19 protein-coding genes and 1 riboswitch are annotated in these 19,852 nt (G+C 60.4%); of the genes, 9 read left to right on the plus strand and 10 right to left on the minus strand.

Translation table 11 applies throughout. The annotated features are described in order from the left end of the window. Positions 1 to 65: 65 nt before the first annotated feature. The gene (locus tag JBO08_RS12095; RefSeq protein ID WP_065871909.1) at positions 66 to 1,997 is read right to left on the minus strand and encodes a patatin-like phospholipase family protein; all 1,932 of its coding nucleotides are present in this window, start codon (positions 1,995 to 1,997) and stop codon (positions 66 to 68) included. Between the two features lie 99 nt (positions 1,998 to 2,096). Next, entirely contained in the window at positions 2,097 to 2,501 is a 405-nt protein-coding gene (locus JBO08_RS12100) for an acyl-CoA thioesterase (RefSeq protein ID WP_065871910.1), read from the minus strand. Between the two features lie 198 nt (positions 2,502 to 2,699). Then, a riboswitch (S-adenosyl-L-homocysteine riboswitch) is annotated at positions 2,700 to 2,806 on the plus strand. A gap of 21 nt (positions 2,807 to 2,827) precedes the next feature. Between JBO08_RS12100 and ahcY the strand changes: the two genes are divergently transcribed. The 5 genes from ahcY (at position 2,828) to JBO08_RS12125 (ending at position 9,335) form a co-directional block, all read left to right on the plus strand. After that, positions 2,828 to 4,237, plus strand: a complete 1,410-nt coding sequence (gene ahcY, locus JBO08_RS12105) for an adenosylhomocysteinase (RefSeq protein ID WP_065871911.1) — start codon at positions 2,828 to 2,830, stop codon at positions 4,235 to 4,237. A gap of 124 nt (positions 4,238 to 4,361) precedes the next feature. Beyond that, positions 4,362 to 5,207: a methylenetetrahydrofolate reductase [NAD(P)H] gene (gene metF, locus JBO08_RS12110; RefSeq protein WP_065871912.1), complete on the plus strand. Its 846-nt coding sequence runs from the start codon at positions 4,362 to 4,364 to the stop codon at positions 5,205 to 5,207. A gap of 82 nt (positions 5,208 to 5,289) precedes the next feature. Then, positions 5,290 to 6,372, plus strand: a complete 1,083-nt coding sequence (locus tag JBO08_RS12115; protein WP_065871913.1) for a hypothetical protein — start codon at positions 5,290 to 5,292, stop codon at positions 6,370 to 6,372. Between the two features lie 63 nt (positions 6,373 to 6,435). After that, positions 6,436 to 7,227 carry an ABC transporter substrate-binding protein gene (locus JBO08_RS12120; protein ID WP_065871914.1) on the plus strand — a complete coding sequence of 264 codons (792 nt, stop codon included), beginning with the start codon at positions 6,436 to 6,438 and terminating at the stop codon, positions 7,225 to 7,227. 221 nt (positions 7,228 to 7,448) lie between these two features. After that, positions 7,449 to 9,335 carry a DEAD/DEAH box helicase gene (locus tag JBO08_RS12125; RefSeq protein WP_065871915.1) on the plus strand — a complete coding sequence of 629 codons (1,887 nt, stop codon included), beginning with the start codon at positions 7,449 to 7,451 and terminating at the stop codon, positions 9,333 to 9,335. 370 nt (positions 9,336 to 9,705) lie between these two features. Here the strand turns inward: JBO08_RS12125 and JBO08_RS12130 are convergent, their stop codons facing one another. Both JBO08_RS12130 and JBO08_RS12135 read right to left on the minus strand, forming a co-directional pair. After that, positions 9,706 to 10,284: a YceI family protein gene (locus tag JBO08_RS12130; RefSeq protein WP_049711142.1), complete on the minus strand. Its 579-nt coding sequence runs from the start codon at positions 10,282 to 10,284 to the stop codon at positions 9,706 to 9,708. A 32-nt stretch (positions 10,285 to 10,316) separates the two neighbouring features. Then, complete coding sequence (locus JBO08_RS12135) at positions 10,317 to 10,868, minus strand: cytochrome b (RefSeq protein WP_065871916.1); 552 nt, start codon at positions 10,866 to 10,868, stop codon at positions 10,317 to 10,319. Positions 10,869 to 11,141: 273 nt separating this feature from the next. On the opposite strand from JBO08_RS12135, the gene JBO08_RS12140 reads away from it, so the two are divergent. Beyond that, entirely contained in the window at positions 11,142 to 12,548 is a 1,407-nt protein-coding gene (locus JBO08_RS12140; RefSeq protein WP_065880174.1) for an adenosylmethionine--8-amino-7-oxononanoate transaminase, read from the plus strand. Between the two features lie 30 nt (positions 12,549 to 12,578). After that, complete coding sequence (locus JBO08_RS12145; protein WP_065871918.1) at positions 12,579 to 13,298, plus strand: 16S rRNA (uracil(1498)-N(3))-methyltransferase; 720 nt, start codon at positions 12,579 to 12,581, stop codon at positions 13,296 to 13,298. A gap of 84 nt (positions 13,299 to 13,382) precedes the next feature. On the opposite strand, the gene JBO08_RS12150 is transcribed toward JBO08_RS12145, so the two are convergent. From JBO08_RS12150 to JBO08_RS12160, 3 genes are read right to left on the minus strand one after another with little or no spacing between them, the layout of a single operon-like run. Next, the gene (locus JBO08_RS12150; protein ID WP_220074704.1) at positions 13,383 to 14,285 is read right to left on the minus strand and encodes a transporter substrate-binding domain-containing protein; all 903 of its coding nucleotides are present in this window, start codon (positions 14,283 to 14,285) and stop codon (positions 13,383 to 13,385) included. A 24-nt stretch (positions 14,286 to 14,309) separates the two neighbouring features. After that, on the minus strand, positions 14,310 to 14,660 hold the full coding sequence (locus tag JBO08_RS12155; protein WP_065909978.1) for a RidA family protein: 351 nt from the start codon (positions 14,658 to 14,660) through the stop codon (positions 14,310 to 14,312). A 10-nt stretch (positions 14,661 to 14,670) separates the two neighbouring features. Further along, complete coding sequence (locus JBO08_RS12160) at positions 14,671 to 15,894, minus strand: D-amino acid dehydrogenase (protein WP_065909980.1); 1,224 nt, start codon at positions 15,892 to 15,894, stop codon at positions 14,671 to 14,673. 108 nt (positions 15,895 to 16,002) lie between these two features. Between JBO08_RS12160 and JBO08_RS12165 the strand changes: the two genes are divergently transcribed. Then, entirely contained in the window at positions 16,003 to 16,905 is a 903-nt protein-coding gene (locus JBO08_RS12165; protein WP_065909983.1) for a LysR family transcriptional regulator, read from the plus strand. Between the two features lie 111 nt (positions 16,906 to 17,016). On the opposite strand, the gene JBO08_RS12170 is transcribed toward JBO08_RS12165, so the two are convergent. Further along, on the minus strand, positions 17,017 to 17,634 hold the full coding sequence (locus tag JBO08_RS12170; protein WP_065880176.1) for a hemolysin III family protein: 618 nt from the start codon (positions 17,632 to 17,634) through the stop codon (positions 17,017 to 17,019). Between the two features lie 145 nt (positions 17,635 to 17,779). On the opposite strand from JBO08_RS12170, the gene JBO08_RS12175 reads away from it, so the two are divergent. Further along, positions 17,780 to 18,712, plus strand: coding sequence for a LysR substrate-binding domain-containing protein (locus JBO08_RS12175; protein ID WP_065880177.1), 933 nt, complete (start codon positions 17,780 to 17,782; stop codon positions 18,710 to 18,712). On the opposite strand, the gene madM is transcribed toward JBO08_RS12175, so the two are convergent. Together madM and madL are read right to left on the minus strand one after the other, a co-directional pair. Further along, positions 18,690 to 19,454, minus strand: a complete 765-nt coding sequence (gene madM / locus JBO08_RS12180) for a malonate transporter subunit MadM (RefSeq protein ID WP_049713463.1) — start codon at positions 19,452 to 19,454, stop codon at positions 18,690 to 18,692. The genes JBO08_RS12175 and madM overlap by 23 nt on opposite strands. 5 nt (positions 19,455 to 19,459) lie before the next feature. Beyond that, on the minus strand, positions 19,460 to 19,852 hold the full coding sequence (gene madL / locus JBO08_RS12185; RefSeq protein ID WP_220074703.1) for a malonate transporter subunit MadL: 393 nt from the start codon (positions 19,850 to 19,852) through the stop codon (positions 19,460 to 19,462).

The following is a 19,852-nucleotide window of genomic DNA, read 5'->3' on the forward strand; positions in this document are numbered from 1 at the left end:
CCAGAGTCCAAGGGGTGCCTGTAGCTACGACACGCCGCCACAGTGGCTGTTCAGTGGCCAAGCAACTAAACCTGCACACGCCAGGCCTTGGCCATCTCCACAGTGGTCGAACTGGACGCCTTGTCCCAGGGTTTGTTACGCGCTTTGTAGCCGTCACTGAGGGTATCGAGCACCCGGTTGAATTCGGCGGGCGTGTCTGCCCGCGCCAGGTCTTGAGCTGTGCGGTACAACAGCTCCACGTTGGACTCGGGTTGGCCCGGCCGAAACAACGAGGGATAAATGACTTCCCGTGTGAAGTTCTCAGCCTTCATCGCTATATCACGCAGTTTCATCTCGGCGACAGCGCCGCCGATGACGTTGGACATCGGCACCGCATCGCTTGCGATCTGCCTGGCCGCCACTTGCAGCAACTGCTGGAAATTGCGCTGGCCTGCAACATTGAGGCGCCGCGCCAACCAATCGATCTGCTCAGGCCGTTGGGCGAGGGCATCCAGATTACGCAATGCCGTTGATATTTTCGGCGTGAACACCAACACGACCTGTGACTGATTGGCCTCGCCAATCGCGTCATCCAGGGTTTTCAACACCTGCTGCGCGCTCTTTCGAAACATGAGGACATCAGCAGCGGCCGGGTCCTTGTGCAGTGTCGGTTGCACACTGGCGAGCATTTCATCATCCATGGCCAGCACTGCCTCATCCAGCGAATGGAACGCGTGATGCTCAAGTGCCGTGGTGCGACGTTCCAAATGTGCCCCCACCGCTTGACGCGCCTTTGCCTGCAGGTGTTGCTTCTGTTCATCCAGCATAGTGAAGTTGACCGTGCCCGTGAGCAGGCCACGAAAGTCACCTTTTTCGGTCTTGAGGGGCAATGTCACAATCTGATCGGCAAACGCTTCGAGCTTTTTGTCTTGAAAGGCGCCAGCGGCCGAATGCGCAACGCCTGTAATGCGGTCGGCCACACGGCTGAAAAAACTGCCACTGCGCACTGGCGCATCAGTGATGCCAGCCTCGAACTTGACGATCAACGATTCAGATTTGTTCAAGGGGCTATCAGGAAATAACCGTTCCACCACGCCTGGCGCCGGGGTATTGAGCAGCAAGCCGCCGTCTTTGAACGCGGTGGTTTCAGCTGACGCCTGGAAACCATGACCTTGCTCCACCGGGTTCTTGAACAGCACCGGCAGCGCACCCGAAATATGCGCCGCCCTGGCGATGTCCATCTGCGGGGTCAGACTGGCATTGAACATCACCAGCTGCGGGCGGCCGCCAAACATGCCGGTACCGGTGATATTGAGTTGCTTGATCGCAGGAATATGCCGGCTCAACACCTCGAGATCACCAAACGTGGGAGCGCCACCGGCACTCAGTTTGTCAGCAATGTCGATGACTTCGGCGGGCCGGGTTTCCCGAGGGGTTTGCGCGATGTGGCCAAGAATCGACTCGCGCGTCTCTTTGCGGATCAATTCTTCCAGGGGCAAGGCTTCAGTCTGGAAGCGGGGCAGCAAGGTCATCAACAACTGAGAAACAGTGCCGACGGAGCCGGGCAAGTGGCCAGCGAGTTTGCCAAGTGTCGTACTGACCTCCTGCATCCAGGCTGTCACGGCACCTTTGCTGTTCAACAGGCTTGGCAAATTGATGCTGTCCGACAACCTGTCGAACGCCGCAGCCCCCATTCCGCTAGCAATCAGCGCCGCTGAAATCGCACCGGCAGATGAGCCGGAGGTCGATTGGATACCTTGCAGCTGTCCGACGTCCTCAAGTGCCTGCACCACCCCCGAAAAAGCGATGCCCTTGGCCCCACCACCACTGAGCACCAAGCTCGTGACGGGCGGTGCCGATAAAATCACCTCTACCCGTCCCTGGTTATCACGCAGGAGCGTCAGGTTGCGCTCGCCAACGCCCTCCACCAGAGGCGTCTTCTCAGCTTGATGGGGCGGGAAATGACCCTCTTCACCCAATGAGGGATGAATCTGCGCAATCGAATTAAACACTTTCATCCACGGGCTCTCTCTACAGGGTGTGGTCCTGAGTGATGAGCGCGCCGCGCAACGATCCATGCGGAATGATTTGGTAAAGCAAATCAAACCGCGGCGTGGTTATTCGGGAAGGCTGTCGTCCTGAAACTGATCCTTCACGTATTTGATCTCGGTGCGGCCGTGAGGTGCAGGCAACCCATCTTCACCGAGGTTGACGAAGACCATTTTCTCGACCGTCAGGATGCTTTTGCGGGTGATCTTGTTGCGCACTTCACAGGTCAGGGTGATGGAGGTGCGGCCGAACTCGGTGGCGGTGATGCCCAGTTCAATAATGTCGCCCTGGCGCGAGGCGCTGACGAAGTTGATTTCGGAGATGTACTTGGTCACGACGCGCTGATTGCCCAATTGCACAATGGCGTAGATCGCCGCTTCTTCGTCGATCCAGCGCAGCAGGCTGCCGCCGAACAGGGTGCCGTTGGGGTTGAGGTCTTCGGGTTTTACCCATTTGCGGGTGTGGAAGTTCATGGTCACTCCAAAGCGTGTTGCGAAATGATGGGCAACATCATGGCAGAGCCCGCCCCCAAGCTCTATGAGCCATTGCCTATCAACCCCATGAGCGATCTTCATATGGCCGACAGAAAGGCTTGGGAAGTCTGGCGCACACAGCTATAATCGCCTCCGTTTCAAAACGGTCATCTCTGGTTGATACCGTTCTCCCGCCACCTGTCCGAGGGGCGCTGCAGCAGGTTCAACCTGTCAGGCTCGGATGGGGCGTTGTCCGGCCTGGTTTATTCGGCCTGATACTAAACGCACAACGGCGCCCATTCGCACACTACGAATGGAGGCTCTTCATGAGCGCTGTCAACACGCCTGCAGATTTCACCGACTACAAAGTCGCCGACATGTCCCTCGCCGCCTGGGGCCGTCGCGAAACCTTTATCGCCGAATCCGAAATGCCTGCCCTGATGGGCCTGCGTCGCAAGTACGCCGCTGAGCAACCGCTCAAAGGCGCGAAGATCCTCGGCTGCATCCACATGACCATTCAGACTGCCGTGCTGATCGAAACCCTGGTAGCCCTGGGTGCCGAAGTGCGTTGGTCGTCCTGCAACATTTTCTCGACTCAAGACCAGGCCGCTGCCGCTATCGCTGCTGCCGGTATCGCGGTTTACGCCTGGAAAGGCGAGACCGAAGAAGAGTACGAGTGGTGCCTGGAGCAAACCATCCTCAAAGATGGCGCGCCTTGGGATGCCAACATGATCCTCGACGACGGCGGCGACCTGACCGAGCTGCTGCACAAGAAGTACCCGCAGATCCTCGACCGCGTCCACGGCGTGACCGAAGAAACCACCACCGGCGTACACCGCCTGCTGGACATGCTGGCCAAGGGCGAGCTGAAAATCCCTGCCATCAACGTCAACGACTCGGTGACCAAGAGCAAGAACGACAACAAGTACGGCTGCCGTCACAGCCTGAACGATGCCATCAAGCGCGGCACTGACCACCTGCTGTCGGGTAAGCAAGCCCTGGTGATCGGCTACGGTGACGTGGGCAAAGGTTCGTCCCAGTCCCTGCGCCAGGAAGGCATGATCGTTAAAGTCTCCGAAGTTGACCCGATCTGCGCCATGCAAGCCTGCATGGACGGCTTCGAAGTGGTTTCGCCGTTCATCGATGGCGTCAATGACGGCGCCGAAGCAAGCATCGACAAAGCCCTGCTGGGCAAAATCGACCTGATCGTGACCACCACCGGCAACGTGAATGTTTGCGACGCAAACATGCTCAAAGCCCTGAAGAAGCGCGCCGTTGTCTGCAACATCGGTCACTTCGACAACGAGATCGACACTGCTTTCATGCGCAAGAACTGGGCATGGGAAGAAGTGAAGCCGCAGGTGCACAAGGTTCACCGTACCGGCGCTGGTGATTTCGACCCGCAGAACGATGACTACCTGATCCTGCTGGCCGAAGGCCGTTTGGTTAACCTGGGTAACGCCACCGGCCACCCAAGCCGCATCATGGACGGCTCGTTCGCCAACCAGGTACTGGCGCAGATCTTCCTGTTCGGCCAGAAGTACGCCGACCTGTCGCCAGCCCAGAAAGCCGAGCGCCTGACCGTGGAAGTACTGCCGAAGAAACTCGACGAAGAAGTGGCCCTGGAAATGGTCCGTGGCTTCGGCGGCGTAGTGACTCAACTGACCAAGACCCAGGCCGATTACATCGGCGTGACCGTTGAAGGTCCGTTCAAGCCGCACGCTTACCGCTACTGAGTCACAGCCCCCTGCTTTGCTGGGGGCGGGCTTGTTGTGGCGAGGGAGCTTGCTCCCTCGCCACATCAAGCTCGCTCCTACAGGGGGGGCACCGTCGGCCTTCTGAGTTTCAAAGGGTATTACCATGTCCCAAGACCGTCGCTACAGCTTCGAGTTCTTCCCGACCAAGACCGATGCTGGGCATGAAAAACTGATGGCGACTGCTACGCAGCTGGCCAGCTACAACCCCGACTTCTTTTCCTGCACCTACGGCGCCGGTGGCTCGACCCGTGATCGCACGATCAACACCGTGTTGCAGCTGGAAAGCCAAGTCAAAGTTCCCGCCGCGCCGCACTTGTCGTGCGTGGGCGACAGCAAGAGCGACCTGCGCGGCCTGCTGACCCAATACAAGGCAGCCGGCATCAAGCGCATCGTTGCCCTGCGTGGCGACCTGCCGTCCGGCATGGGCATGGCCAGCGGTGAGCTGCGCTACGCCAATGACCTGGTGAGCTTCATTCGTGAAGAAACCGGCGATCACTTCCATGTCGAAGTGGCGGCTTATCCGGAGATGCACCCGCAGGCACGCAATTTCGAAGACGATCTGCAAAACTTCGTCCGTAAAGCGAACGCCGGTGCCAATAGCGCAATCACCCAGTACTTCTTCAACGCCGACAGCTACTTCTACTTCGTCGAGCGGGTACAGGCCATGGGTGTGAACATCCCGATCGTGCCGGGCATCATGCCGATCACCAACTACAGCAAGCTGGCGCGCTTCTCTGACGCCTGCGGTGCCGAGATTCCACGCTGGGTGCGCAAACAACTGGAAGCCTATGGCGACGACGTCAAGAGCATCCAGGCGTTCGGCGAACAGGTCATCACCAATATGTGTGAAGATTTGTTGCAAGGTGGCGCGCCAGGCTTGCACTTCTATACCCTTAACCAGGCTGAGCCGAGCCTTGCGATCTGGAACAACCTCAAGCTGCCGCGCTGAGGTCGTTTGAGTAGCATCCAGGCCCTCGTTCATACGGGGGCTTTTTTTGTTCAAACATCCTTGGAATGGAAGCCCGCAGTAAATGAATACAGCGTCCCCGACACCTCGCCCGCAGTTGGTTTACCTGGTATTCGGCGCCGAGACCTACCATCAGGAAGCCGTATTCAGCATCGCCAGCGCGCTGTCTCATTTGGGCGGTGCCCAGGACATGCCGCTGGACATTCAGGTGTTCAGCGACAACCCGGCGCCCTACGTGGGCTTGCCGGTGCAGGTCCGCACACTGGACGAAGCCACGCGCAAACAGTGGAGCGAGCCCCACGGCTACCACTTTCGAACCAAGCATGTGCTGCTGCGCCAGGTACTGGAAACGGCGGAACAGGCGCTGTTGATCGACACCGACACGTTTTTCCACGACTCGCCCATGGCGCTGTTCGAACGCGTCGCACCCGGCACCTTGTTGTGCAACGCCTTCCACGCCAAGTACGGCGATAACCGCGAAAGCGTGCTGTATGAAACCCTGGCCAAACACCTCGCAGAACAAGGCGCAGCCGACGATGAGATGTGGCTGCTCAACTCCGGCGTCATGGGCATGGCCCGGCAGGATGCGTACCTCCTTGACCGCTCGATCGCGCTGATGGACGAGCTGTTCCCGATGGCCCGCGGCGCCTACACCTTGGAAGAGTTCTGCCTGTCGGTGGCCGCGTACCGTGCGCTCAACGTACGCCAATGCCCGGACCTGATCCATCATTACTGGAGCCGCAAACAGCTGTTCCGTGCCAAGGTCCTGGCGTGGGTCGCCAAGCACGCCGCCGCCCCCACCAGCGCCGTGGCACTGGCCGATACCCGCAAGGTATCCGCCCACCTGCCACGCCCGCCGCGCCTGCAACGCCAAATGTACAAGCTGATCACCCTGGCTTTGCCCAAGCGTAAGCAGCAGTTCATCCGCGAGATTCTCTACGGCTGCTACGAGCACGAAAACGAATTCGACCAGGCGTGCGGCCCGGTGTGGTGGGACAAGGCCCTGCAAAATCAGGAAGAACGCCAGAAATGCCCGGTCGACGCGCACCAACTGGAGCACTGGTTCGCCAACCCCCTGGTGCGCTTGATACTTGGCAAGCGGCGCGCGGCCATCTACGAACACCTGATGACCTCAGAGGCCAAATAGCAGCGTCCGCAGATGCGTGTGCCAGAGCTTCTCTTTAATGCAGGAGCGTCGTAACCTCAGGGCATGTCCATCATTTTGAAGCTTGCGACCGCTGCCCTTTTTACTTGCCTGAGTCTGGCCGCTTATGGCGAGAAATTGCGCATTGTGACCGAGCCCTGGGCACCCTACGTGTATGAGGAACACGGCAGCATGCAGGGGCTGGACTACGAAACCACAGTCATCGTGTTCCAGCGCCTGGGGGTCGAGGTGCAATGGCAATTCCTGCCCTGGAAGCGCTGCCTGGCGATGCTGGACCAGGGACAGGCCGATGGCGCCTTGGACATTTTCCACAGCCATGAGCGCGACGCCTTGCTGCTCTACCCCAGCGAACCGCTGTCGGAGGTGGAGTTCGTGCTGTTCTACGCCAATGAGCGCCCTCATCCCGCCGAAAGCCTCGAAGCGCTGCGCGGCCTTACCGTCGGTACGTCACCGGGCTACCTGTACGGCGCAGAATTCAGCGATTCGACCCTGTTCAACCGCGAAGCAGCCCCAAGTCATGAGGCCAACTTCGGCAAATTGATGCTCGGGCGCATCGATCTGCTGATTACCGATCGCCGGGTGGGTCAGCATGTGATCAAGGCACTGGGCCTCGAGGGCAAGGTCAGCCAGGCGCCGGCAGTGGTCAGCCGCCAGCAGCAGTACCTCGCCGTGCGCCGTGGCGCGGGCATGGACCTGCTGGTACAACGCTTCGCCGCAGAACTTAAACGCTTCAAACAAGAGCCGGCCTACACCGCCTTGAGTGCAAAATATGGTGGAATCCAAGCGATTACGGGGTCTGTACACACCGTTGAGCAGCAGGAAAGCAGCGCGCAGTGATTGCTCTGTTATACTCCGGCCTTTCCGCCAGGCTTACGCCCGGCCGCTGAGGTCTTGAAAAAGGCACCCAACCCCGCTACTGCGCAGCTTTCAGCCCGCGCGAGCCGGTGGAGTGCCCGCCAGACGCAGCAGGACCGGACGGGATTGCGCTCCCCTAAGCGCCATTCACGCCCGGCAAGATTATCCCTTTGGGCCAAGCCCTAACTAAAACAGGATTACTCATGTCCTTTGCTTCCCTCGGTCTCTCCGAGGCTTTAGTCCGCGCCATCGAGGCAGCGGGCTATACCGAGCCTACTCCGGTGCAACAGCGGGCCATTCCCGCCGTGTTGCAAGGTCGCGACCTGATGGTTGCGGCTCAGACAGGTACTGGTAAAACCGGCGGTTTCGCCCTCCCGATTCTGGAGCGGTTGTTCCCCAACGGTCACCCGGACAAATCCCAGCGTCACGGCCCGCGCCAACCGCGCGTACTGGTCCTGACCCCAACCCGCGAACTCGCCGCCCAGGTGCACGACAGCTTCAAGCTGTATGCCCGCGACTTGAAGTTCGTCAGTGCCTGCATCTTCGGCGGCGTTGGCATGAACCCACAGGTTCAGGCCATGTCCCGTGGTGTAGACGTGCTGGTGGCGTGCCCGGGTCGTTTGCTCGACCTGTGCGGCCAAGGCAGCGTCGATTTGTCCCACGTGGAAATCCTTGTGCTGGACGAAGCCGACCGCATGCTCGACATGGGCTTTGTCCATGACGTGAAAAAGGTCCTCGCCCGCCTGCCGGCCAAACGTCAGAACCTGCTGTTCTCGGCAACGTTCTCCCAGGACATCACCGCCCTGGCCGGCAAGTTGCTGCACAACCCGGAGCGCATCGAAGTCACGCCGCCGAACACCACGGTCGAGCGTATCGAGCAACGCGTATTCCGCCTGGCCGCCAGCCACAAGCGTTCGCTGCTTGCCCACCTGATCACCGCCGGCGCGTGGGAACAGGTGCTGGTGTTCACCCGCACCAAGCACGGCGCCAACCGTCTGGCCGAGTACCTGGACAAGCACGGCCTCACCGCCGTCGCCATCCACGGCAACAAGAGCCAGAACGCGCGCACCAAAGCCCTGGCCGACTTCAAGGCCGGTAGCGTACGCATCCTGGTTGCCACCGATATCGCCGCTCGCGGCCTGGATATCGACCAGTTGCCACACGTGGTCAACTTCGAGCTGCCAAACGTCGACGAAGACTACGTGCACCGTATCGGCCGTACCGGCCGCGCCGGTCGCTCGGGTGAAGCCATTTCCCTGGTTGCACCGGACGAAGAAAAACTGCTGAAAAGCATCGAACGCATGACCAAGCAGAAAATCGCCGACGGCGACCTGATGGGCTTCGATTCCAGCGCCGTGGAGGCTGAAAAGCCTGAAGCGCGCGAGCGCCCAGACGTGCGTAACCCACGCAACCCTCGCGGTCCGAAGGGCGATGGCCCGAACGGCGGCGGCGGTGGCGGTGGTCGTCGCGACAAGGGCAAAGACAAAGGCGGCAAGGAAAAAGCGCCAACCAACGGCCGTGGCGAGCGCCCAGCCCGCGAGCAAAAGCCCCGTGAAGGTACCCCGGCCCGCGAACAGCGCCAGCCGAGCCAGCCGCCACGCGCCGCTGCCGATCGCGCCCCGGACGAGTTCCTTGACGACGATATCGATAACTTCGGTAACCGCGCTGACTACGTACCTCAGGCAAAACCCGCCCAAGGTCGTGGCCGTCGCCCAGGTGCTCCGGCACAGGGCGCAGGTACCGGCGCACCACGTGGCGGCCAGCCTCAGGGCGGTCGTCAGAACGGCCCGCGCAACAGCAGCGGCGGTACCACCGGCACGCCACCTGCCAAGCGCAGCGGCCCGCGCAATGGCGCACCGCGTGACGGTCAAGCCCGTCGCGAAGACTCGCGCAGCAACAACCGCCGCCCAGCCCGTGACGACCAGCCTCGCTCGTCCGAACCAGCCGTGCAGAACCCGCGCGGTGGCCCGGCGCCGAAGATCATCCACAAGGAGTCGAAAGCGGATCGCTTCCCGACACCTGAGCAGTTGGATCAACTGCCAGGCCGCCCTCGTGGTGAAAAACCAGCGCTGCTGACTCGCAACCGCTGATTTTCAAAGCCTCATAAAAAATGCCCTGCATCGAAAGATACGGGGCATTTTTTTGGACGTCACATAAATCGAATGTGCCTTTCTGTGAGAGCTGGCTTGCCTGCGATAACCATAGGTATCTCCACGTCTAGAACGAGCCCTCTGCGTAGCAGCTGTCGAGCCCTGGCGAGGCTGCGTCAGCGGTGTGTCAGACAGGCCGCCAACGCAGCCTCGCCGGGGCTCGACAGCTGCTACGCACTCTCACATTGAAAATGTGTAGATACCTATGCTGCGATAGCGGTATCGCAGGCAAGCCAGCTCTCACACTGACCACATTCCAGGCATAAAAAAACCGGATACTGAGATCCGGTTTTTTTTGTGCAGGCAGAAATTACTTCTGCTTAACACCTTCCAGCGAAATTTCCAGGTCTGCCGTCTGGGAAGTCGGGCCTGGGCCTTTGATCCCGAAGTCGTTCAGGTTCAGCGTGGTGGTGGCGTTGAAGCCAGCACGTTCGCCGCCCCACGGATCCTTGCCTTCGCCGTTGAACGTGGCCTTGAAGGTCACAGGCTTGGTCACGCCGTGGAAAGTCAGGTCGCCCGTCACGTCAGCGGTTTTCGCGCCGGTGGACTTAACAGCGGTGGAGACGAACTTGGCGTCGGCGAACTTGGCAACGTCCAGGAAGTCTTTGCTGGCGATGTGCTTGTCACGCTCTGCGTGGTTCGACCACAGGCTGGCGGTTTTCACGTCGACCGCGATTTTGCTGGCCTCTGGCTTGGCGGCATCCCAGCTGAACGTACCGTCCCAATCCTTGAAGGTGCCGTGAATGTAGCTGTAGCCCAGGTGGCTGATTTTCCAGTCGATGAAGGCGTGCTGGCCTTCCTTGTCGATCTTGTAGTCAGCAGCCATCACCTGGCCTGCGGACAGCAGGGCAGTACCGATTGCCAGAGCGGCGAGGGTCTTTTTCAACATGCTTTCTATTCCTTGTGAGTCGAGGTTGAACATCAGGCTTTGCGCCCCAGCATTCGCGTGAGGGTCACATCACGATCGATAAAGTGGTGTTTCAACGCAGCCACGCCATGCAAACCGGCGAAGACCACCAACACCCAAGCGAGGTACAGGTGTACCAAGCCGGCGTTATCTGCCTGGTCCGGTAGCCCGGAAACCACGGCAGGAATCTCAAACAGGCCAAACACCGGGATACCGACACCGTCTGCGGTGGAAATCAGGTAACCGGCGATCATCACGGCAAACAACCCGAGATACAGGAACGCGTGGCCAAACGCGGCACCCATACGCGTCATGCGGCTGTAGCTGGTCAACGGTGGTGGTGGTGGGCTGACCAAGCGCCAGACGATACGCACCAGCATGATTGCGAATAGCGTGATGCCAATGCTCTTGTGCAGGTCCGGAGCCTCTTTGCGCCAGGCGCTGTAGTAGTCGAGGCCGACCATCCACAAGCCCAGAGCGAACAGGCCGAACACCACCAAGGCCACGCCCCAGTGCAAAACGATGCTGACCCAGCCATAGCGGGCCGGTGAATTGCGTAACTGCATGTACTTAATCCCGTAATAGCTGCGCCCAAGACTAGCGATTTACCTATCGAATTAAAGCGGAAAATCCTGCTTTGAAATATCGAGAAATACGATCTTGAGGGTATGAAGAGTAAATTAACAACGGATTAAGGACTATCCAGAAGAAACGTGACAGACCGTCCTGCGTTTACAACCAATTCACAGGTAATGTCTTGTGACACAGCCGCCCATTGCATAGGCTTGCGCGATTGTTTTACCTGCGCCAGCCGCAGGACCGCTTCGAGGAGATAACCGATGGGCTTGAACAACCAGTGGATGCAACGCGACCTTGCGGTGCTTTGGCATCCCTGCACCCAGATGAAAGACCATCAGCAATTGCCGCTGATCCCGATCAAGCGCGGTGAAGGGGTTTGGCTGGAAGACTTCGAAGGCAAGCGCTACCTCGATGCCGTCAGTTCCTGGTGGGTCAATGTGTTCGGCCACGCCAACCCACGCATCAACCAGCGCATCAAAGACCAGGTCGATCAGTTGGAGCACGTGATCCTCGCCGGTTTCAGCCACCAGCCGGTGATCGAGCTGTCCGAACGCCTGGTGCAGATGACGCCTGAAGGCCTGACACGCTGCTTCTATGCCGACAATGGTTCGTCGTGTATCGAAGTCGCGCTGAAAATGAGCTTCCACTATTGGCTCAACCGCGGCCTGCCTGACAAAAAGCGTTTCGTCACCCTGACCAACAGCTACCACGGCGAAACCATCGCCGCGATGTCGGTGGGCGACGTGCCGCTGTTTACCGAGACCTACAAGGCGCTGCTGCTCGACACCATCAAGGTGCCCAGCCCGGATTGCTACCTGCGCCCCGAGGGCATGAGCTGGGAAGAACACTCGCGCAACATGTTCCTGGCCATGGAACAGACCCTGGCGGACAACCACGACACCGTCGCCGCCGTCATCGTCGAACCGCTGATCCAGGGCGCCGGCGGCATGCGCATGTACCACCCGGTGTACCTCAAGCTGCTGCGCGAAGCCTGCGACCGCTACGGCGTGCACCTGATCCACGATGAAATCGCCGTGGGCTTCGGCCGCACCGGAACGATGTTCGCCTGTGAGCAGGCCGGTATCCGCCCGGACTTCCTGTGCTTGTCCAAAGCGCTCACGGGTGGTTACCTGCCGTTGGCCGCCGTGGTCACCACCGATGACGTGTACGACGCCTTCTACGACGACTACCCGACATTGCGCGCGTTCCTGCACTCCCACAGCTACACCGGCAATCCGCTGGCGTGCGCGGCGGCGTTGGCGACGCTGGATATTTTCGAAGAAGACAACGTCATCGAAAACAACAAGGCCCTGGCCCAGCGCATGGCGACCGCCACCGCGCACCTGGTGGACCACCCTCACGTCTCGGAAGTGCGCCAGACCGGCATGGTGCTGGCCATCGAGATGGTCCAGGACAAAGCCACCAAGACCGCCTACCCGTGGCAGGAGCGCCGTGGCTTGAAGGTGTTCGAGCACGCCCTGGAACGTGGCGCCCTGTTGCGACCATTAGGCAGCGTAGTGTATTTCCTGCCGCCGTACGTGATTACGCCGGAGCAGATCGACTTCCTGGCTGAAGTCGCCAGTGAAGGGATCGACATCGCCACCAATAGCAACGTCAGTGTCGCTGTGCCAAAAGACTTCCACCCAGGCTTCCGCGATCCAGGTTGATTGCCTAACCCACCTTTCCAGAGAACAGAAATGAGACTGTCCCGCTTTTTCACCGACACCCCGCTGAGCCTCGGCGACCACGAATTACCCGAAGCCCAGGCGCATTACATCAGCCGCGTGCTGCGCATGGGCGAAGGCGATGCCGTGCAACTGTTCGACGGCTCCGGCCAGGAGTTCCTCGGCAGCTTGCTGGAAGTCGGTAAGAAACGCGTCACCGTGCAACTCACGGAGTGCTTCGCTGGCCAGACCGAATCACCGCTGCATATCCACCTGGGCCAGGGCCTGTCCCGGGGCGAGCGTATGGATTGGGCAATTCAGAAAGCCACCGAACTGGGCGTTAATGCGATCACGCCGATTTTCAGCGACCGCTGCGAAGTACGCCTCAAGGATGAACGCGCCGACAAACGCCTGCTGCACTGGCGCCAGGTGGCCATCAGCGCCTGCGAGCAATGTGGTCGCTCAACGGTGCCGGTGATTCACCCGCCACTGTTGCTGGCGGACTGGTTGAAACAGACCGAGGCGGATTTGAAGCTGGTGCTGCACCCGGTGGCCGAGCCGATGGTCAGCCATGCCAAGCCCTCGAGCCTGGCCTTCTTGATCGGGCCTGAGGGTGGGCTGACCGACCAGGAAGTCGAAACCGCGCAAGCGGCCGGCTACCACGCCGCCCGTCTGGGGCCGCGGGTGTTGCGTACCGAAACGGCGCCGGTAGTCGCGCTGAGTGTGGCCCAACAACTCTGGGGCGATTTTTAAACCTCTTCCGTTGCAACCCCAATCAAAACTGTGGGAGCTGGCTTGCCAGCTCCCACATTTGGAATGGGTTACCACGCCATTACATCACTCCACCGGGTCGCTGACTGGCTTGGCAATAATCGCCTTCAACTCACTGGTCATCGGGAATTCCAGGTTCAAGCCCTTGGGCGGAATGGGGGACTCAAACCAGCGCTGGTAAATCCCGTTGATCTCCCCACTGCGATAAAGGTCGCCAAGTGTCTCGTTGACCACTGCAAGAAACTGCGGGTCGTCCTTGCGCACCATGCAGCTGTAGATTTCCCGCGACTGCTCCTCCCCCACCACCACCCAATTGTGCGGGTCCTTGGCCTTGGCGCGCTCGCCGTAAAGCAACGCGTCATCCATATAGAACGCCGCTGCACGGCCGGTCTCTAGCATCTTGAAGGCTTCGCCATGGTCCTTGGCGCTGATCACGAACATATTGGCCTTGTGCTCGGCGTTGTAGCTTTTGAGGAAACGCTCGTTGGTGGTACCCGCGGTGGTCACCACGTTCTTGCCCGCAAGATCAGCAAAGCCTTGGATACCACTGTCCTTGGCGGTCAGCAATTGCCCCTTCACATAGATAAACCCGTAGGAAAACGCCACCTGCTTCTGCCGCTCGGCCGTCACCCCGGTAGAACCGCATTCCAGGTCGACAGTGCCGTTCTGCACCAGCGGGATACGGGTTTGGGAGGTCACCAGGTTGTACTTCACATTGAGCGTGCCCTCCCCGATTTTCTGCTGAATGCGCTCGACGATCTTATCTGCCCGCTCCACCGAGTAGCCCATGGGCTTGCCACTGTTATCCCCCACGTAGGAAAACGGCACCGACGCATCGCGATAGCCCAAAGTGATGGACTTGGCGTTAGCGATCTTGCCCAGCGTGCCGTCCAACGGCGCTTGGTTCGCATGGGCTTGTGCGCCCAGCAAAAGCGCCAGGGTGCAGCCGGTCAACAGGATTTTTTTCATTGTTATTCTCCGTTGGTTTTTCGATTATTTACGTACAGCAATCACGCTGATTTCCACCAGCACACTCGGCCGCGCCAGTTCCGCTTGAAGGGTCGTGCGCGTCGGCGCCATGCCCGGTGACAGCCAGGCGGACCACACCTCGTTCATCGGTGCAAAACCGCTGCCGATATCTTTCAAATAGATCGTTGCGTTGAGCAGATGATCCTTATCGCTGCCCGCCTGGGCCAGCAGCGCATCGATCCTGGTCAGCACCTCCTGGGTTTGTGTCGCCACGTCCTTGCCATCACCGGGCACCTGGCCCGAGAGGAACACCAGGTCCTTGAAGGTCACTGCGCCCGAGAGGCGCTCATTGCTGCGGATTCGGCTGATGGTCATCCATACATCCTCATGCGGCGCGGGGCGCAAGGCCCTGCATATCAATGGAAGGCGCGTGTTGCCCAATCAACTCAGCCAGCAACTGGCCGCTGCCGCAGGCCAGGGTAAAACCAAGGGCGCCGTGGCCCAGGTTCAGCCACAGGTTGCGATACACACTGGCACCAATCAGCGGCACGCCAGTGGGGGTGGCCGGGCGCATACCCGCCCACTCCACCGCATGGGCGTAATCGCCGGCCTGCGCAAATGTCTCCAGTGCCTGGCGTTTCATCAGCGCCAGGCGCTTGGGTTCAAGGCTGGCGTCGAAGCCGACGATGTCCACCATGGCCGCCACCCGCAGTTGTTCGCCGATGCGCGCATAGACGATCTTGCGGTCGTAGTCGGTAATGCTCACGTTCGGCGCCTGGTGCTGCGCGCCAATCGGCACACTGAGGCTGTAACCCTTGAGCGGGTACAGCGGCAGCGACACACCCAACTCGGCGCTGCGATAGCCGGCCGCCAGTACCAGATGCTCGACCGGCACCACCTCAGCGCCCAGTTCGATAGCCTGCACCACACCGTCAGCGTGGCGAATGCCGGTGACTTTGCGCCCCAGCAAAAAGTGGCAGCGGCCGGACGCTTCCAGGCGCGCCGCCAAGCGCTGGCAGAAAGCATGACAATCAGCCACCTCCTCATTCGGCGTGTAGATCCCGCCGACAAAACCACCGCCCGCCAGCGCCGGCTCCAGGCGTGCGCAATCGGCGGCCGACAGCACCTGCTGTTGAAGGATATCGGTGACCTTGCTGCGGGCATGCGCAAAGGAGCTGGCGTTGCGGAAGGTGACCAGTTTGCCGTTGCGCCGCCAGTCGAAGCCGTCCAGGTGATCATCCTCGCGCCATTGCTGCAACGTGTCCTGGCTCAGGGAGGCAAGTCGCAGCAGGTGGGCGGCATTGCGTTTGTTCACCGAGCTACGGCATGCACCGAGGAACGCGGCCATCCAGCGCCATTGCTGAGGGTCGAGGCGTGGGCGCAGCTTTAACGGCGAGTCACCGCGCAACAGCCAACCGATGGCCTGAAGCGGCACGCCGGCATCGGCCAGCGGCGCCACGTAGCGATAGGACAACTGCCCGCCATTGGCAAAGCTGGTTTCACTGCCCAGGGTCTCGCGTGCGTCGATCACCGTCACCTCGTGGCCCGCACGCACCAACGCATACGCGCTCGCCAGACCAATCACCCCACCCCCAATGATGTGCACCATTCCCGCCGCCCGCCGCTGAATCAAGAAGCCACAAGCCTAGGGGCAGGTGACAGGCCACCGACAATGAATAAAGATGGGTCACCCATAAACAAAGGTTATGGACTTGCCATGCGTTTGCGTCATATCGAAATCTTCCAGGCCATCCGCCAGACCGGCTCCGTCAGCGCCGCCGCGCAACTGCTGCATGTGTCGCAACCGGCGGTGACCAAGGTGTTGCAGCACGCCGAATTGCAGCTGGGCTTCCCGCTATTTCTGCGCGTGCGCGGCAAGTTGCAGCCCACGCCGGAAGCCCTGGCGCTGGAAAGCGAAGTGGAAAAAGTCACAGAAAGCCTGCAAGGCGTGCGGCGCCTGGCCAAGAGTTTGCGCCGTGCACCGGGCCAGAGTGTGCGCATCGGCGCGATCCCGGCGTTGGCCTTGTCGCTGCTGCCGCCAGCCATTCTTGAGTGGAAGCGCGATTACCCGGACATGGCCTGTGAGTTGTCCAGCGACCACAGCCGCGAGCTGGTGCAGAAGCTGCTGATGCGTGAGATTGACCTGGCGCTAACCCTCAACTTTTCCGGCCATCCAGGGCTGACCACGCAAGTGCTGGCCAACGGGGTGTTGGTGGCATTGGCGTCCAAAGGCTATTGGTCTGATGCGGAGCTGAGCAGCCCACTGCCCCTGGCTGATCTGGCGGGTACGCTGCTGATAGGTCTTTCCAGCGCCGACCCGCTGGCGGCTAAACTCGACAGCTACCTGGAAAACGTCGATCCGCCGCCAAGGGTGACGATCTCCGTACAAACCTACTCCCTGGCCCGTGCGATGGTGGAATCCGGCGCCGGCCTTACGGTGATCGACCCCTTCACCGCGCTCGGTGCTTCGACCGCCACCACCTGCATCCGCACGCTCACTCCGCCGCTGCCGATCACGCTGTACGCCCTGACCCGCGCCGATGAACCGCCGCCGCATATGTTGGCTAATCTGCTGGAGATTTTCGGCCACCGCGCCCGAGAGCTGCTGGAACGGCTCTAACAGCGTACCGATGATCAAATGTGGGAGCTGGCTTGCCTGCGATGAGGGAGTGTCAGTCACAAGGTTATTGACTGAAACACCGCAATCGCAGGCAAGCCAGCTCCCACAGGGTTACAGCACGTAATGCATGATCGCCACAAAGTGCAGCAGGCTGCCGCCAATCACAAACAAATGCCAGATCCCATGGGAGTGCCGCAGGCGGTCCTCCAACGCAAAAAAGATGATGCCGACGGTGTACAACACCCCGCCCGCCGCCAGCCAGGTAAACCCTGCCGTGCCCAGCGCGGCGATCAGCGGCTTGACCGCCACCAGCACAATCCAGCCCATCACCGCATAAATCACGATCGACAGGATGCGCGCCTCGGAGCGCGGCTTGATCTCTTGCAGGATGCCGATCACCGCCAGCCCCCACACGATGCCGAACAGCGTCCAGCCCCACGGCCCTCTCAAGGTCACCAGACAAAACGGCGTGTAACTGCCGGCGATCAACAGGTAGATCGAAAAGTGATCAACCTTCTGCATGATTTCTTTACGGCGGCCCTGCACGCTGTGATACACGGTGGACGCGCTGTACAACACCAGCAGCGTAAAACCATAAATTGCCACGCTCACGATCTTCCAGGGACTGCCATCCAGGCTCGCCACCACCAACATCCACACTGCGCCTACAAACGCCGCGATTGCACCGAGCAAATGGCTCCAGGCGTTGAATCGTTCCCCGTGGTACATCGTTCATCGACCTCCCGTAACCGTTATGGGTTGGCCGCCAAGCGTCCAGCCTTGCGCATAAGAGTGCAAGCGGCTTATGACGTTCCGGGGACGCCGGGCGGTTTTGCGGGCACAATTGTCGGCATTCGAACAAGAGCCCACGGCCATGCTGATCGACGAAGAATTCACCCTCAAAAAGCTCGAAATCTTCCTGGCGTTCATGCGCACCGGCAACCTGGCCCGCGCCGCCGCCGAGCTGCAAACCAGCAACGTCAGCGTGCACCGCGCCATCCACTCCCTGGAAAATGCGCTGCGCTGCCCACTGTTCAAACACGAAGGGCGCAACCTCACCCCGCTGGAAAGCGCCTACGTGTTGGAAGAGCGCGCACAGAAACTGGTGGCCGATGTGGTCGACAGCGTGCGCCTGACCCGCGAGGCCGCAGGTTTCTCCGCCGAACGCTTCAAGCTCGGCTCGCTGTATTCGCTCACGGTGAAGACCGTGCCGCAGCTGATCATGGGCCTGAAAATCCGTCGCAGCGAACTCAACATCGACCTGATCCTGGGCTCCAACTTCGACCTGCTCTACAAGCTCAAAAACATGGAGGTGGACGCGATCCTCATCTCGCTGGATGAGCACGCCAACGACCCCGACTGCGAACAGATCGCGCTGTTTACCGACGACATTTTCCTCGCCACTCCGGCCGAATCACCGTTCGACCGCGAGCAGGAAATTGACCTGGCCGATGTGCGCGACGCCACGTTCATCACCCTCACCCAAGGCTTCGCTACCCACCAGGACGGCAATCGGGTGTTCAAGCAGGCGGGGTTCGAGCCGAAGGTGGCGATGCAAGTGAATGACATCTTCACCCTGCTGAGCATGGTCAGTTCAGGGGTGGGCTATGCGTTGCTGCCGGGCAGGATTGCGGCGGTGTATGAGAACCGCGTGAAGCTGATACCGCTGCAACCCAGGTATCGGTTGCAGCAGCAGATTGGCGTGGTGTTCTTGAAGGCCAAGGAGCGCGACCCTAACTTGCTCGCGCTGTTGGCGGAGTGTCGGATGTATGCCAACCGGGGCGCTAACCCACCAGCCCGCGCATGATCAGAAACAACAGCGAAGGCCCCAGCAAACAGCCCAGCGCGGTATAAAACGCCGCGGTCAGGCAGCCGTAGGGCACCAGTTTCGGGTCGGTTGCGGCCAAGCCGCCAGCCACACCGCTGGAGGTGCCCATGAGCCCGCCGAAAATCACCGCGCTACGAGGGTTATTCAAACCGATAAGCGGGGCAACGAACGGCGTCATCACCATCACCAGAATGGCCTTGATCAACCCGGCGGCGATCGACAGCGCCATCACTTCGGAACTGGCGCCAATCGCCGCACCGGTCACCGGGCCGACAATGTACGTCACGGCGCCGGCGCCGATGGTGGTCAGGCTCACGGCATCGGTGTAGCCAAACGCCATGGCCACCCCGACGCCCGCGATGAACGATGAGCCCACGCCCACGAACAACGCCAATACCCCGACGTATCCTGCCCGTTTCAGCTCATCGACACTCACGCCAAACGCCGTGGCAACAATGGCAAAGTCGCGCAGCATCGCCCCGCCCAGCAGGCCAATACCCGACAACAACGGAATATCCACCACCCCCTTGGAGCCACCGGTAAACGCACCGCCGACGTAAGACAGCACCAGACCCAACAGAATAGCGATGGCCGAGCCGTGCAGGCGGCCTTTGGTGAAGGTGTCAGAGATCCAGTAAGAGACCCACATGGTCAGCCCGATTACCGCAAAGCCACTGATCAGGCCGTAGCCAGTGATCACTTTCATCATTGATTCGTACATGGCAATCACCCGGCTTCTTTGGTGGGGACAACCGCGCTTGGCTCACGGTTGCCGATGCGCACCAGCACTGGCACCAGGGCAAAACCCAGCACCACCGCGAGTGTCCCAGCCAGAATCGCCATCGGGCCGCCACTGATTGCACCGTAGACGTTTTGCTGGGCAGCCATGGCCACCACGATCGGGATATAAATGGCCGCCCAGAAGCTCACGCCCTGCTCCGATTTACCGGTAAACAAGCCGCGCTTGGCGAGGCAACTGCCCAGCCCGATCAACAGCAACATAGCGATACCCACCCCGCCGACGTTGGCCGGAATGCCCATCCATTTGCCCAGCAGTTCACCGACGAACAGGCCGGCCAACGTACAGAGCGCCAAAAACGCCACACCGTAAATAATCAT

This window comes from Pseudomonas sp. LAP_36 (assembly GCF_019456785.1).
GTDB lineage: Bacteria > Pseudomonadota > Gammaproteobacteria > Pseudomonadales > Pseudomonadaceae > Aquipseudomonas > Aquipseudomonas tritici.

What these genes read in the sequence shown, in the direction of transcription:
- JBO08_RS12095 (WP_065871909.1), bottom strand. Translation starts at nt 1,997, where the DNA reads ATGAAAGTGTTTAATTCGATTGCGCAGATTCATCCCTCATTGGGTGAA.
- JBO08_RS12100 (WP_065871910.1), bottom strand. Translation starts at nt 2,501, where the DNA reads ATGAACTTCCACACCCGCAAATGGGTAAAACCCGAAGACCTCAACCCC.
- ahcY (WP_065871911.1), top strand. Translation starts at nt 2,828, where the DNA reads ATGAGCGCTGTCAACACGCCTGCAGATTTCACCGACTACAAAGTCGCC.
- metF (WP_065871912.1), top strand. Translation starts at nt 4,362, where the DNA reads ATGTCCCAAGACCGTCGCTACAGCTTCGAGTTCTTCCCGACCAAGACC.
- JBO08_RS12115 (WP_065871913.1), top strand. Translation starts at nt 5,290, where the DNA reads ATGAATACAGCGTCCCCGACACCTCGCCCGCAGTTGGTTTACCTGGTA.
- JBO08_RS12120 (WP_065871914.1), top strand. Translation starts at nt 6,436, where the DNA reads ATGTCCATCATTTTGAAGCTTGCGACCGCTGCCCTTTTTACTTGCCTG.
- JBO08_RS12125 (WP_065871915.1), top strand. Translation starts at nt 7,449, where the DNA reads ATGTCCTTTGCTTCCCTCGGTCTCTCCGAGGCTTTAGTCCGCGCCATC.
- JBO08_RS12130 (WP_049711142.1), bottom strand. Translation starts at nt 10,284, where the DNA reads ATGTTGAAAAAGACCCTCGCCGCTCTGGCAATCGGTACTGCCCTGCTG.
- JBO08_RS12135 (WP_065871916.1), bottom strand. Translation starts at nt 10,868, where the DNA reads ATGCAGTTACGCAATTCACCGGCCCGCTATGGCTGGGTCAGCATCGTT.
- JBO08_RS12140 (WP_065880174.1), top strand. Translation starts at nt 11,142, where the DNA reads ATGGGCTTGAACAACCAGTGGATGCAACGCGACCTTGCGGTGCTTTGG.
- JBO08_RS12145 (WP_065871918.1), top strand. Translation starts at nt 12,579, where the DNA reads ATGAGACTGTCCCGCTTTTTCACCGACACCCCGCTGAGCCTCGGCGAC.
- JBO08_RS12150 (WP_220074704.1), bottom strand. Translation starts at nt 14,285, where the DNA reads ATGAAAAAAATCCTGTTGACCGGCTGCACCCTGGCGCTTTTGCTGGGC.
- JBO08_RS12155 (WP_065909978.1), bottom strand. Translation starts at nt 14,660, where the DNA reads ATGACCATCAGCCGAATCCGCAGCAATGAGCGCCTCTCGGGCGCAGTG.
- JBO08_RS12160 (WP_065909980.1), bottom strand. Translation starts at nt 15,894, where the DNA reads ATGGTGCACATCATTGGGGGTGGGGTGATTGGTCTGGCGAGCGCGTAT.
- JBO08_RS12165 (WP_065909983.1), top strand. Translation starts at nt 16,003, where the DNA reads ATGCGTTTGCGTCATATCGAAATCTTCCAGGCCATCCGCCAGACCGGC.
- JBO08_RS12170 (WP_065880176.1), bottom strand. Translation starts at nt 17,634, where the DNA reads ATGTACCACGGGGAACGATTCAACGCCTGGAGCCATTTGCTCGGTGCA.
- JBO08_RS12175 (WP_065880177.1), top strand. Translation starts at nt 17,780, where the DNA reads ATGCTGATCGACGAAGAATTCACCCTCAAAAAGCTCGAAATCTTCCTG.
- madM (WP_049713463.1), bottom strand. Translation starts at nt 19,454, where the DNA reads ATGTACGAATCAATGATGAAAGTGATCACTGGCTACGGCCTGATCAGT.
- madL (WP_220074703.1), bottom strand. Translation starts at nt 19,852, where the DNA reads ATGATTATTTACGGTGTGGCGTTTTTGGCGCTCTGTACGTTGGCCGGC.